Annotated in this window: 8 protein-coding genes and 2 pseudogenes; 6 read left to right on the forward strand and 4 right to left on the reverse strand. The window is 39.9% G+C overall.

Translation table 11 applies throughout. The annotated features are described in order from the left end of the window. Positions 1-91: 91 nt before the first annotated feature. The 4 genes and pseudogenes from PL11201_RS17115 to PL11201_RS17130 all read right to left on the reverse strand — a co-directional run. A complete protein-coding gene (locus tag PL11201_RS17115; RefSeq protein WP_079680118.1) occupies positions 92-1150 on the reverse strand; it encodes an adenylate/guanylate cyclase domain-containing protein in 1059 nt (352 codons plus the stop codon). 214 nt (positions 1151-1364) lie between these two features. After that, entirely contained in the window at positions 1365-1742 is a 378-nt protein-coding gene (locus PL11201_RS17120; protein ID WP_079680119.1) for a response regulator, read from the reverse strand. A gap of 38 nt (positions 1743-1780) precedes the next feature. Then, positions 1781-5446 carry a PAS domain S-box protein gene (locus PL11201_RS17125; RefSeq protein WP_079680120.1) on the reverse strand — a complete coding sequence of 1222 codons (3666 nt, stop codon included), beginning with the start codon at positions 5444-5446 and terminating at the stop codon, positions 1781-1783. A 135-nt stretch (positions 5447-5581) separates the two neighbouring features. After that, positions 5582-5788: pseudogene (locus tag PL11201_RS17130) on the reverse strand (AI-2E family transporter); the annotation flags it as partial. 245 nt (positions 5789-6033) lie between these two features. Here PL11201_RS17130 and PL11201_RS17135 point away from each other — a divergent pair. From PL11201_RS17135 to PL11201_RS17160, 6 genes and pseudogenes are all read left to right on the forward strand, one after another. Next, positions 6034-8403 (forward strand): glycosyltransferase family 4 protein, encoded by a 2370-nt coding sequence (locus PL11201_RS17135; protein WP_079680121.1) that lies wholly within the window; start codon positions 6034-6036, stop codon positions 8401-8403. Between the two features lie 121 nt (positions 8404-8524). Continuing rightward, positions 8525-9637 (forward strand): CobW family GTP-binding protein, encoded by a 1113-nt coding sequence (locus PL11201_RS17140; RefSeq protein WP_079680122.1) that lies wholly within the window; start codon positions 8525-8527, stop codon positions 9635-9637. Between the two features lie 105 nt (positions 9638-9742). Next, the gene (dtd, locus tag PL11201_RS17145) at positions 9743-10201 is read left to right on the forward strand and encodes a D-aminoacyl-tRNA deacylase (RefSeq protein ID WP_079680123.1); all 459 of its coding nucleotides are present in this window, start codon (positions 9743-9745) and stop codon (positions 10199-10201) included. Positions 10202-10229: 28 nt separating this feature from the next. Beyond that, the gene (locus PL11201_RS17150; protein WP_079680124.1) at positions 10230-11819 is read left to right on the forward strand and encodes an Hsp70 family protein; all 1590 of its coding nucleotides are present in this window, start codon (positions 10230-10232) and stop codon (positions 11817-11819) included. A 57-nt stretch (positions 11820-11876) separates the two neighbouring features. Beyond that, positions 11877-13298: an MlaD family protein gene (locus tag PL11201_RS26160; RefSeq protein ID WP_144017801.1), complete on the forward strand. Its 1422-nt coding sequence runs from the start codon at positions 11877-11879 to the stop codon at positions 13296-13298. A 21-nt stretch (positions 13299-13319) separates the two neighbouring features. After that, a pseudogene (locus tag PL11201_RS17160) lies at positions 13320-13784 on the forward strand (RNA-guided endonuclease InsQ/TnpB family protein); the annotation flags it as partial.

Below are 13784 nucleotides of genomic sequence, written 5' to 3' on the forward strand. Positions count from 1 at the left end.
GATTAACCCTGCCCTCGACTTGATTGGGGGACAGATTAAAATCCGTGAAATCCGTGAAATCCTCTTAAATCCGCGATCCCCATTACCCAATTTAATCTTTTCGGGCGGTGAGGAAATAGGTGAACATTTCGCCTTTGCCTTTAATTTCAATAATGCCGCGCTCCTCAAAAATGTATTTATCTTTTAAACGTTGGTAGGTAGTTTCTGTGACTTGAATTTTGCCTGCGACTCCATGGGACTCCATGCGGTTAGCGGTGTTTACCGTATCTCCCCAGAGGTCATAGGTAAACTTCTTTGTCCCAATAACTCCCGCTTCTACCGCACCGATATTAATTCCGGTACGCATTTGTACAGGTTCATTGCCTTCAAGCCGAAATTGACCGATAATCCTTTGCATATCTAAAGCCATATTTGCGATCGCTTCTGCATGGTCAGGACGGGGAGTAGGGAGTCCCCCCACCACCATATAAGCATCTCCGATGGTTTTAATTTTTTCTAAGCCATATTTTTCCGCTAATTCGTCAAAAGCCGAGAAAATTTCATTGAGAACTTCCACTAATTGAGCCGGGGATAAATTAGCGGATAATTTAGTAAAATTGACAATATCTGCAAATAAAACTGTAACATCGGCGAAACTATCGGCAATAGTGCTTTCTCCCCGTTTTAGACGTTGGGCGATCGCTTCGGGTAAAATATTTAATAATAATCGTTCGGATTTTTCCTGTTCTTCCGCTAACTTTTTTAAATAGGCTTGTTCTTGATCCCGTAGGCGTTTTTTTTCTAAACAGGCATTAATTCTAGCTTTTAATAAAACCGGATTAAAGGGTTTAGATAAATAATCTTCCGCCCCTAATTCAATACAACGAACAATACTGTCAATATCATTAACCGCCGAAATCATCACCACGGGAATATGACGCAGGGCGGGATCAGCTTTTAAAGTTTCCAAGACCTGATAGCCATTCATTTGAGGCATCATAATATCTAGTAACACCAAGTCCAGGGACATTGATGCCATCATTTCCAGAGCTTCAAAGCCATTAGAAGCCACAGTCACCCCGTAACCTTGGCGCTGAAGTCGTTTAGCCAGGAGGTCACGGTTAACCTCATTATCATCAACAATTAGTACGCGATCGGGTTGAGCGTCCATCTCTTATTAGTGGCTCCTACTGTCGTCTTGGGATAGTAACAACAAGTACCACGCCTCCAGCTAAGGTTTTCATCAAATCAGTTGCTCAGATAAAAATTGAGATCGCTCTTAGCAAATTCTACAAGATTTCAGTAACCGTTGTGAACCGATAGTTAAGAGTAGAGATTTATATTTTCTCTTGACTGATAACTGATAACTGTTTACTGATAACTGATTATGGTGCTGTTGCTTTCTTTAAACAGACTTCTATTTTTTCCAATAGACGGGAAAATTCTACGGGTTTTGTATCATAATCATTGCACCCGGCGGCTAAACATTTTTCTCGATCGCCTGCCATGGCATGGGCCGTTAAGGCAATTACGGGAATGGCTTTGGTTTTTGGATCGGCTTTAATTTGTCGGGTGGCTTCCCATCCATCCATCACAGGTAAACTCATATCCATCAGAATCAGATCGGGCATTGTCGAATGGGCTAGTGCCACACCCTCAGCCCCATCGACGGCAATAAACACCTCATATCCCTTTCGGAATAGACGTCGTTTCAGCATATCCCGATTCATTTCATTATCTTCAACTAATAAAATCTTTACCATGATCTGATCTCAACATTAATAGTTTAGGGTTAGAATTTTCACGATTTAGAATTTAATGGAAACTGTTTCAGACTAGCATTTAATAAGGTATGAATTTCCCGCAACAGGTCTTCACCGCTATAACTGCCTTTCTGAAGAATTTGCTCCACATGGCCCCGCAATTGCATCCATTCTGTGGGGGTTAATTCCGCCGCCGTAATTACGATAATTGGGATATTCGCCCACTGTTCGGCTCTGTGAAGGTCGTGGATCAACTCAAAACCACTTTTTTTGGGAAGAACTAAGTCAAGCAGAATCAGTCTGGGCGGTGACTGCTGGATCAGTTGCAATGCTACCTCGCCATCGGTCGCTTCTTGAACTATCCAACCCTGTCGCTGTAATAATCCGCGTAACATTTGTCGGATTATGGGATCATCTTCAACAACTAAAATGTGATTAGCCAGGGGTAGAATATCCCGTTTCCGATCCGGTTGATACTTACTCAGTAAAGTGGCTAGACGCTTCCCATCAAAAGGTTTTGTCAGATAGTCCGATGCACCTAAAGCAAACCCTCGATTTTTATTGCTAATGAACGATAACACGATCACTGGAATCTCAGCTAGATTAGGATCGGCTTTTAATGTTGATAATACTGCCCAACCGCTCATTTTTGGTAGGATGATATCTAAAATCACGGCATCGGGACGCAGTTCCTGGACACGCTGAAGTCCTTCTTCTCCTGTTGCTGCGGTTTCGACCAGCATTCCGGCTCGAATCAGCGATCGCTTGATTAAATCCAGGGTATTAGGATCATCATCAATGACTAAGATAGTTGCCGATGAGTTATTAACTGTCAAGGTGGGTTCGACCCTGATTAAATCTTGTTGTCCCAAAGGTTCCTCGGGTTCGGGTTGCAAAGTCGGGTTTTCCGGTTCTGAGAATAGGGATTGAACCCAGAGGGGCAAATAGACGGTAAAGGTGGAACCCTTGGAAGGTTCACTATTCGCGCTAATCGAACCTTGCATCATTTGACAGAAGCGTTGACTGATGGTGAGTCCTAATCCGGTTCCCCCATAACGGCGAGTGGTCGAGGCATCCCCTTGAGTAAAGGGTTCAAATAGTTGTTTTTGTTGTTCGGGAGTAATGCCAATCCCGGTATCTCGAACTTGGAAAGCAATATAGCCTGATTTGGGATCTACGGTCAGATCCTGCGGGTGAAAGTCTCCCCAGGGAAGGGTTTGGGCTAGACAAATATCGAGGGTAATTTGGCCATCCGAAGTGAATTTAGCCGCATTACTAATCAGGTTCAACAAGACCTGTCGAACTTTGGTTAAATCGGCGAGCATGGTGCTGGGGGTATTGGGGGCATAGTGAATGTCCAATGTATTTCTATTTTGATCTACAAGCGGTTGAGCCGTGGCGACGACACTTTCAATTAACATCGGAATCTCAAAGGTTTCCAAATACAAATCCATGCGCCCCGCTTCTATTTTAGAAATATCCAAAATATCATTAATCAAAGATAGCAAGTTACGTCCAGCACTACGAATCCGCTCTAAATCGGGAACAATATCTTCATACCCCGAGTCTCCGGCTTCTTCTGCTAAAATCTCACTATAGCCAATAATCGCATTTAAAGGAGTACGGAGTTCGTGACTCATATTGGCTAAAAAGCTACTTTTAGCTCGGTTGGCGGCAACGGCGGCTTCTTTGGCTTGTTTCAGGGCTTCTGCGGCTTGTTTACTTTCGGTAATATCTTCGACTGTGCCTTCAAAACAGAGCAGTTTTCCGGTTTTTTGATCTTGAACAGCCCGGGCATTTTCTGAGATCCAAATGATACTTCCATCTCGGCGATAAACTTGGGATTCAAACCCGGATACTGAATTATTGTTTTGAATTGCTGTGATAAATTCGGTTCTACGATGAGGATTAATATATAATTGATCACCAATATTTGTGACGGTTTGTAATAAATCCTCTGGGGAATTATAGCCTAAAATTCTTGCCAATGCCGGGTTAGCACTGAGGTATTTCCCTTCTAGGGTTGTTTGACAAATTCCCTCGGCGGCATTCTCAAAAATACTGCGATATTTGGCTTCAGTTTTTCGTAAAAATTCTTCGGTTTGTTGGCGTTCAATGGCATTAGAAAACATTTCTCCTACCATTTTCAATAGAGCAATATTGTCCGATGACCAGGTATAACTAGAATAGATAGAATCAAATCGCAGAAAGCCCACCAGGGCGCGACGACAGACTAACGGAACTAGAATAATGGATGCAATTGCAGGTGAAGTATCGGTTTCGCAATAGGATGATAATTCTAAACTTTGATGAAATTGTCGTAAATATTCTAAATCCTTTAGTGCTTCTGGGGGTAAATCTTGAATGGCTAGATAAATATTTTCATAGCGGTTGAGTTGTTTTTCTAACCAAGGGATATCACACAGGTAAAGTTTTGAGGGTAATATTTTTTTTAATAAATCGGTTAATCTGGAGTTTTCCTGCAAGCCAAGATTGGGACTTTTGCTTGCTAACCACTGATAAACCGAATTCATCTGGATTTCCTGATCGGCGAATAAATATAAATAGCTTTGTTCTACCCCAATAAAGATACTAATTCGTTCTAAAGCCTGTTGAATGCCATTTTCAATCCCATCGGTGGTTAAACTAATAAAGTGAGTCGATAAATTAGTAGTTAATTGTTCAAATTCTACCCGATATTGCAAGGCTTTTTCCACTCGTTTCCGTTGGGTAATATCTCGAAAACTCCAAACTCTGCCCACTAATTTTTCCCCCATTTGGGAAGGATGGGAATATAACTCAAAAATCCTACCATCTTTGAACTCTACCACATCATAAGTTGGTGTTTGCGGTTCAGAAGAAAGCTGCATTACCGTTTTGAGAAATCGAGGTGGATCTTTTAATTGTCTTAACACAAAGGCTAAGGCAGATTGATCATGGGGAGGTTTAAATAGGGTGGTGGGAACTTGCCACATTTCCACAAATTTCTGATTAAAATTTAAGATTTTTCCCGTACGATCAACGGCTAAAATTCCGGCATCGGTGGAATCAAAAGTGGCGCGGAGGAGAGAGAGCGATCGTTCTGCTTCTAACTGAGCTTGTTTGCGTTCGGTAATGTCTAAAAACACTAAAACGGCTCCGATAAAAGTGTTTTGTTCCAAAATCGGAGTTAATACATAGGAAACGGGTAAAATACTGCCATCGGCACAGAGAAATTGATCATCACTGGATTTGATCGGTTCCATGAGAGAGGTCAACTCTCCGGGGGAGGAGGATTCGGTCATCTGTTGAAACCCATCTAAGGATAATTGCGATCGCCCTCCAATCCACTCTAAAATCGGGTTTCCGACTAATTCAACTTCCGACCATCCTAGGAGCCTTTCGGCCTCGGGATTCATTGATAACAAACGGCCTAGGGGATTTAAAATACATAACCCCGCCCCGAGGGAACTAATCACCGATTTGGCTCGATTCCGTTCGGCTTGTAAACGGGCCGCCGATTCTTGAGTTTGTTGGTTATATAATTCCAACATTTCCCGGGAAGATAGGGTGAGCGATCGCTCGATTAAATTTCGTTCCCGATCCGCTTCATGGTAGCTGTGGTTAACCACTTCCAGAAATTCTTGCCATGTAGTGATATCAACCGGAGGAGTTTGTTGATCAAGACCTAGGCGTTTGAGTTGGCGTTGGAGCGCGTAGTGCATAGAATTTCACCGGTTGAAGAAGTCGGGATGCAGTCAGGGGAAAACAGAGCTAGGGGGGCTAGTTTTCCCAATGTTTTTTTGGGGCAACGGATCTAGTTTAGCCTCTGGAATTAGCAAGTCATCAAAAATGAAACATTAGTTCCCGGACGATACCCCGTCACCCGGGTCAGGACTTTCCCCCTGTTGTTCAGCAATTAATTTCGGTTGTAGATACAGATTTTCAACTAATGCCGCTACTCCGGCAAACCAAGGGGGTAAAATTAATGCACCTAAAATTCCGAGAACTTGTACCCCTCCCAGAACAGATAAAAGTTGATACAACGGGTGAATTCCAAGATTTGCGGTAAGTTAGTCTCCGGGGTGGATACGGATCAAAAACTATGTTTTAATTCTATTCACTTTCTTGATTTAGTCTAATCATTACAGGAACATTCGTCAAGAGAAATTATCTATTGATCTGTTATTAACTATCTTATAATTGTTAAATAGGGGGATGGGGAGAGATTCCATGATAAATGGGTAATTATGGTTTATTTTTTTGAGTGTTATAATAACTGATTCCAGGAAAAGAGGAGAAATTTTTATCTATGAAAATTCATGTTGAAGGTTGGCGTTTTATTCCCCATGCTTATAGTATTGCCAATCAATTCCAACTTTTGGAACTGTTAAAGCGATCGCCCTTAGAAATAACCCATCAAGATATTGCCGGATTAAAACCCCAATGGCAACATTTAAACGGATTGTTCCCGTCAGAATTAGAAACCCAGTTACAACAAATTCCTCAAGCCATTAATCCCTCGGTTGATGTTACTATCCGTTTTTATCAACCCTTTAATTTTAACTCATCTCACAGTCAAAAAACCCTGGTCTATGCCACTGCACCCTGGGGAATTTTAATTGATTCTTCCCCCCAACTTAAACCCCTATTTCACTTAAAAAATCAAATTATTAATCCCGATGTTACTATAATTACCCCCTCCCAATGGTCACGGGAAGGACTGATTCGCAGTGGTCTAAATCCTGAACAAATAAAGGTTATTCCTTGGGGTGTTGATCCCAAAATTTATTATCCCTTAACTGAAACAGAAAGAATTCGATTAAGAAAACAATGGGGATGGGAAGATTATTTTATCTTTTTCCATGTCGGAAGTTTACAGGATCAAGATGGAATTAAACCAATTTTAAGAGCTTTTTCTAGTATTATAGAAAAATATCCCCAGGCGCGATTAGTTTTAAAAGGATCGGATTTTTTCCATGACTCTAACCAGTGGTTAACCAGTGCTAGTAAACAGGTATTAACTGAGGAAGAAGTTACTCAAGTTAAACAGCGAGTTGCCTATTTTAATCAAACCCTATCCTGTACATCCCTAGCCCAATTGTACCAAATTTCCGATGCTTATTTAGCGGTGGATATTGCTAAAGCCTTTAATTTATCCGTATTAGAAGCAGCAGCATCGGGACTACCGATTATTTACACTTCTGGAGGAGCAACTGAGGAAATTATCAATCCAGAGTTTACCTTAAAAATAGATACTCGATTTAAAACTAAAGTTATTCAACATCAAAGTCAATTCTTTCTGCATCCAAATTGGAACCATTTGGCGGAATTAATGCAGGAAGCCATAGATAACTCTACCTGGCGAGAACAGGCTAGAAAAACTGCTCCTGACTGGGTTAATCAACATTATACCTGGAAACATACTGTTGATCAACTCTTAGAAATTTGCCAGGATCAAACAGCAATATCCTGGGCAAATCCCATGATTAAAGATTCTGTTTCTTTATCTGCTCCCCACAGTATTATTGTCGAAGGATGGCGAGATATTCCCCATTCCTATTCCTTTATCAACAGTTATCAACTGTTGGAAATGGTCAAATATCCCGTTTTAAAAGTTTTTCATAAAGATATTCCCTATGTGACCTCCGAATGGAAACCCAGCAAACATTTATTAAGTGTTGAAGCTGAAGATTTATTAGACCGAATTCCCGTTCCTCAAACCGAGCAACAAGCGGATGTTACCCTACGGATTTATTGTCCCTTTAATTTAACAGCTTCTGCTAGTAAAAAAACCGCAATTTTTGGCTGTACAGAATGGGGAATTGTGCCACGTTCTATTTTAAATGGCATGAAAATTCAATGTTTTAGAGAAGCTCATCGCCATTCTGATACCTTAATTATTACGTCTTCCCATTGGTCGAGGGAAGGATTTATTCGTAGTGGGGCTGTCCCTGAACGAGTGGTAGTGATTCCTTTGGGAATTGACCCTAATATTTATCATCCTTTACCCGAAGAAAAACGACAGGAACTCAGAACAATATTTGGCTGGAATGATTGTTTTATCTTCCTGAATATTGGAGTAATGTGGAATGAACGTCAGGGAATTGATCGGATTTTAAAAGCCTTCGCCCAGATTACAGAAACATATCCCCAAGCTCGATTAGTTTTAAAAGGTAGAGATGCTATTTTTCCGTCTAAAGACTATCTCAAACAGGCGACAAAAGACACATTAACCGAGACAGAAATACAACGGATTTCCTCTCGAATGGTTTATATTGGGAATAATTTATCCTCCCTAGAAATGGCACAACTGTATCAAGCCGCCGATGCTTATGTGTCTCCCTATGCCGCCGAAGGGTTTAATCTTCCGGTATTAGAAGCGATGGCTTCTGGTATTCCAGTTATCTGTACCGACGGGGGGCCAACGGATGATTTTACAGATGACACATTAGTCTATAAAATCAGAAGTAAGTTCGAGAAAATGACTTTAAAAACAGGGGAAACTCGATTTTTTTTAGAACCCGATCAGGAACATTTATTACAGTTAATGGAAATGGTCATTCAAAAAGAAACCCTTTATCAATCCCTCCAAAAAATCGGGCCTGATTTTGTATCAAAAAGATTTACCTGGAAAATTGTGGTTGAGCAGTTATTAAAGGTTTTATTCCATCACCTTTAATTCTGAAATTTTAAGCAAATTTTTTTTTTGAGATTCCCAGGTAGAAACTTTGTCATCGTAGGAATAATACGATACACTGAAAATTACAGTTTGAGTTTTTGACGTTTTTGGTAGTACCCCTATGCAGTCCGCCGTCACACCTGAGACAGAATTAACCATGGATGACCCCAAACGGGGAATGCCTGTCACCATTATTACCGGGTTCCTCGGGAGTGGGAAAACAACCCTGCTGAATCATATTTTATCCAATCAACAGGGAATCAAAACCGCCGTCCTGGTCAATGAGTTTGGGGAGATTGGAATTGATAATGAATTGATTATCAATACCAATGAAGATAACACGATGGTTGAGTTAAGTAATGGTTGCGTTTGTTGCACCATTAATGAAGATTTAGTCAATGCAGTTTACAAGGTTTTAGAACGTCCTGAAAAAGTGGATTATATGGTGGTAGAAACCACCGGACTCGCCGACCCGCTCCCGGTCGCTCTGACTTTTTTAAGTACAGAATTACGCGATATGACTCGTTTAGATTCTATTGTCACCTTGGTTGATTGTGCCAACTTTAGTTTGGATTTATTCAATAGTCAAGCCGCCAATAGTCAAATTGTCTACGGGGATATTATTGTTTTAAATAAAACCGATTTAGTCGATGAAGCTGAGGTAGATTTATTAGAAGTCAGAATTCGGGATATGAAAAAAGACGCCCGAATTTTACGCACCAGTAACTCTCAAGTTGCTCTCCCTTTAATTCTGAGTGTGGGATTATTTCAATCCGATCAATATTTTGATGATCAATCCCATGAACACGAGCACAAACATGATCACGACCATGACCATGAAGATCATGTCTGTGATGACCATTGTGAACATGATCATGATCATCACCACCATCATGACCATTCCAACCACTTAGAAAATGATGGTTTTACCTCCCTTTCTTTCCAAAGTGATCAACCCCTTTCTTTAAGAAAATTTCAATACTTTTTAGATAACCAACTTCCCGCAAGTGTGTTTCGAGCTAAAGGAATTTTATGGTTTGATGAAAGTCCCAAACGTCATATTTTTCATCTAAGCGGAAAACGGTTTTCTATTGATGATGATGAGTGGAAAACTGAACCCAAAACCCAATTAGTTTTAATTGGTCAGGAATTAGATCATGAAACCCTGCGATCTCAACTCAATCATTGTTTATGTCTTCCCTCTACCAGTCGAGGAAAAGGCTTTGGAAAATAGCAACGATTAACAGTTGACAGTTAAAATATACAGTTAAATCTTAACTGATAACCAATTACTGATAACGGATTGGGCGAGGAGACCTCGCCCCTACTAATTACTGATATGCGGGTCATTGTTCAACGAGTTAATGGGTCTCAAGTTACCGTCGAAGGTGAAATTATCGGTCAAATTGGGCGAGGACTGAATCTATTAGTAGGAATTGCTGAGACAGATACCGAAATAGAGATTAACTGGATGGCTCGAAAATGTTTAGAATTAAGACTATTTTCCGATCCCCAAACCAACACCGGAAAATGGGAAAAATCCATCCAAGAAATTCAAGGTGAATTATTAGTGGTGAGTCAGTTTACCCTCTATGGGGACTGTCGCAAGGGTCGGCGTCCGTCCTTTGATTGTTCAGCAGCGCCAGAAAGGGCTGAAAAGCTTTATCAACAGTTTGTTGAACAATTGTGTCTGAGTGGTTTGAAAGTAGAAACAGGAAAATTTGGCACCATCATGCAAGTTTCAATCGAAAATGATGGCCCAGTTACGTTAATCTTAGAAAAAGAAGCAAACTCTTAATTATTTCTATTATAAAGTATTTAGAAAAATGACTATTTCGATTGATTTTGGAACCAGTAATACGGTGATTTCCCGTTGGAATTCGGCGACACAAAAACCCGAAACCTTAAAACTGCCTAATTTATCCCAAATTTCCAGCCAAAATCCGCCCCTAATTCCGAGTTTAGTTTATCTAAAAGATGCGATTCAACCGGATATTTTATTGGGTCAACAAGTGCGGGATGGAGGATATGATATTAGTAATGATCCTCGTTTTTTCAAGAACTTTAAACGGGGAATTGGCAGTAATATTCAGGGATTTTTACCCGAAATTGATGGTCAGATTATTAGCTTTGAACGAGTGGGAAACCTATTTTTAAATGGAATTGTGAACGAGATTCGTCAAATCCCTATAGAGTTTAATTCCTTAGTCTTTACGGTTCCGGTTGATAGCTTTGAATCCTATCGTCATTGGCTCGGAAAAGTTGCTGAATCCCTTAATATAGAACAGGTAAAATTATTAGATGAACCCACGGCGGCGGCCCTAGGTTATGGATTAGCCGATCAAGAGCTTTTACTGGTAATTGATTTAGGCGGAGGAACATTAGATCTTTCCTTAGTTCGGTTAGAAATAAATAGCAATAAAAAACCGTTAGGCTTTATTTTAAAATGGGGACAAAAATCCTTTGCAGAATCATCAGGACAACGGGTACAAACTGCTAGGGTTTTAGCCAAAGCGGGGCAAAATTTAGGGGGTTCTGATATTGATAATTGGTTATTGGATTATTTTGCTAAAACCCAAGATTTACCCAAAACAGCCTTAACAACTCGTTTAGCTGAACGCTTGAAAATTCAATTATCTTTACAAACCCAAGCAACGGAAGTTTATTTCGATGATCAAACCTTAGATAGTTATGAATTAACCTTAACCCGGAATCAATTTGAAACTATTCTTACTAATGCTAGTTTTTTTGAAACCTTAGATGATTCTATTGGTAAAGTCTTCCAACAAGCTCGCCGTCAAGGAATTGAAGTTTCTGATATTAATGCTGTTTTATTAGTGGGAGGAAGTGCCCAAATTCCATCGGTACAAACTTGGATTCAGCAATATTTTGATCATGATAAAATTCGCTGTGAAAAGCCATTCGAGGCGATTTCCCATGGAGCTTTACAACTAAATCAAGGGACAAAAATAGAAGATTTTTTATATCATAGCTATGGGGTTCGCTACTGGAATCGTCGGGATAATTGCCATAGTTGGCATTCAATTATAAGATCAGGTCAACCCTATCCGATGACAACACCCATAGAATTATTGTTGGGTGCATCTTTAGAAAATCAACCCAGTATTGAATTGATTTTAGGGGAATTAGGAGATGAAACCGGAGGAACAGAGGTGTATTTTGATGGCGATCGCTTGGTCACCCGTCGTTTAGATCAAAGCCAAATTGTCCAATCTTTGAATGATACCCCAGGCGGTCGAACCATTGCTCAATTAACCCCACCTGGAAACCCAGGAAGTGATCGGATTAAAGTCTTATTTCAAGTGGATGAAAAACGATTTTTACGAATTACGGTTGAGGACTTATTAACCGATAAACTGCTTTTAAATAATCAAATTGTTGTCCAGTTAAGTTAGAGGGAAATACCAGATTTATGATGTTAAAAGTTCACCCTAATTGTGAGAGAGAAAACTATGAGATCACGAGCTATTCGGGAAGGTTCTGTGGGTCTATTAATTTTGTTAGGATTGGGTTTACTTGGAGCCGTAGTTTTATGGCTGAAAAATATTAGTTTAGGAAGTAGTAGTTACACGATTATTGCAGAATTTTCTGATGCGTCTGCATTACAAATCGGAACAGTTGTCAGATATCGAGGGGTTAAAGTCGGTCGATTGGTTCAACTTAAAGCTTCCTTAAATGCTGTTGATGCCATTTTAGAAATTACACCCAGTAGTTTTATTATTCCTCGGAATGTGATCATTCAATCTAACCAAATTGGTCTATTAAATGAAGGATATATTGACATTATTCCTCAAGGAAAATTTTCTCAAAGTTTGGCTAATGCCGATCCAATGAGTCCCGATTGTCCTGAAACTATTCTTTGTAATAATACGCGAATTTCTGGGGAACCGGGAATCGATATTATGAAACTGATTGGGAGTTTATATCAATTTGCAGAAATATATGGAAATCCTGAATTATTTACTAACTTAAACTCCGCGGCAAAGTCCAGTTCTAGTGCGGCTCAAGAAGCTATAAAATTAAGTGGAAAAATATCAGAATTTTTGTCTGTCACCCAGTCAGAAATTGAACAACTCAATGCGTCTGTAGGGACTGGAATTGGGGGGTTAAATCAATCGGTGAGCCAGGGAGTTAATGCTTTGACTTCAGAAATGGCTAATCTTTCAACTGTTGTTCAAAAAGACACAAAAGAAGTCACCATAGCGACTATTGATTCTGCAAATTCTGTCAGTCGGGCGGCGAATCAAGTGGGCGCTCTTAGTAATCAATTTAATGGATTATTAGCCAATAATCGCTCTGGTTTAATTTCTACTTTAGAAAATATTAATCAAACCACCAAGGAACTCAGTGTTTTAGTCGGAAGTCTAAACCCGATCATGACTCAATTAGAACAGGCTAATATTATTAAAAATTTGGAAGCCGCCTCAGCGAATGCAGAAGCCACATCAGCTAACCTCAGAGATTTATCAAAGGGAGTGAGTGATCCTGAAAATTTAATCCTCATTCAAGAAACTTTAAATTCCACTCGAAATACCCTACAAACCCTGCAAAAAATTAGTGAAGATGTGAGCCAATTAACCGGGGATGAACAATTGCAAAATAACCTCAAAAGTCTGATTAATGGTTTGGGCAGATTATTTAACTCAACCCAACGTTTAGAACGACAAAAATCAATATCGGAAAAATTAGAACCTCTGGCAGAAGCGGTTAAAAAAACTCAGGTCACACTCTCAACTATTAATCAATCTTCAACCCTGAAACAGCCTGGTTTTGAAGCGAATGAAAGGGTAAATCAACTGATGAATTCTGCTACGGGTTATTCTATTGATCAAAATCAAAAATTTGTTTCTCAACCCCAATTCAATCAGGAATAGCGTAATTGCGTAAGTCCTGAAGTCTATAAAAAAATCAAAGGTTCATCGGGTAGACGCAAAGCCAGAAAAGTTTACGCCAAAAAACATTTAAAAGTAAGTAGACAACGGGAAGAACACGCTAAACGAATTGCGCGTAACGTATGCACATCTAACGATGTAGTTGTCTATGAAGATTTAAGTGTTGGAAACTTGGTTAAAAACCATTGCGCGCGCTAAATCAATTAGTGATGCCAGTTGGTATTTGTTCAGAAAATGGATAGAATATTTTGCGGCTAAATTTGATAAATTAGCAATTCCATTTCCACCCCATTACACTTCACAAAAATGTAGTAATTGTGGGGTAATAGCAAAAAAATCTCTATCAACCCGCACCCATATTTGTAATTGTGGATGCGAGTTACATAGAGATACAAATGCTGCAATTAATATTCTAAATCTTGGTAAACAAGCTAGGGGAGGGCATCCCCAAAGTAACGCTAATGGACT

This window comes from Planktothrix sp. PCC 11201, from assembly GCF_900009135.1.
Lineage (GTDB): Bacteria > Cyanobacteriota > Cyanobacteriia > Cyanobacteriales > Microcoleaceae > Planktothrix.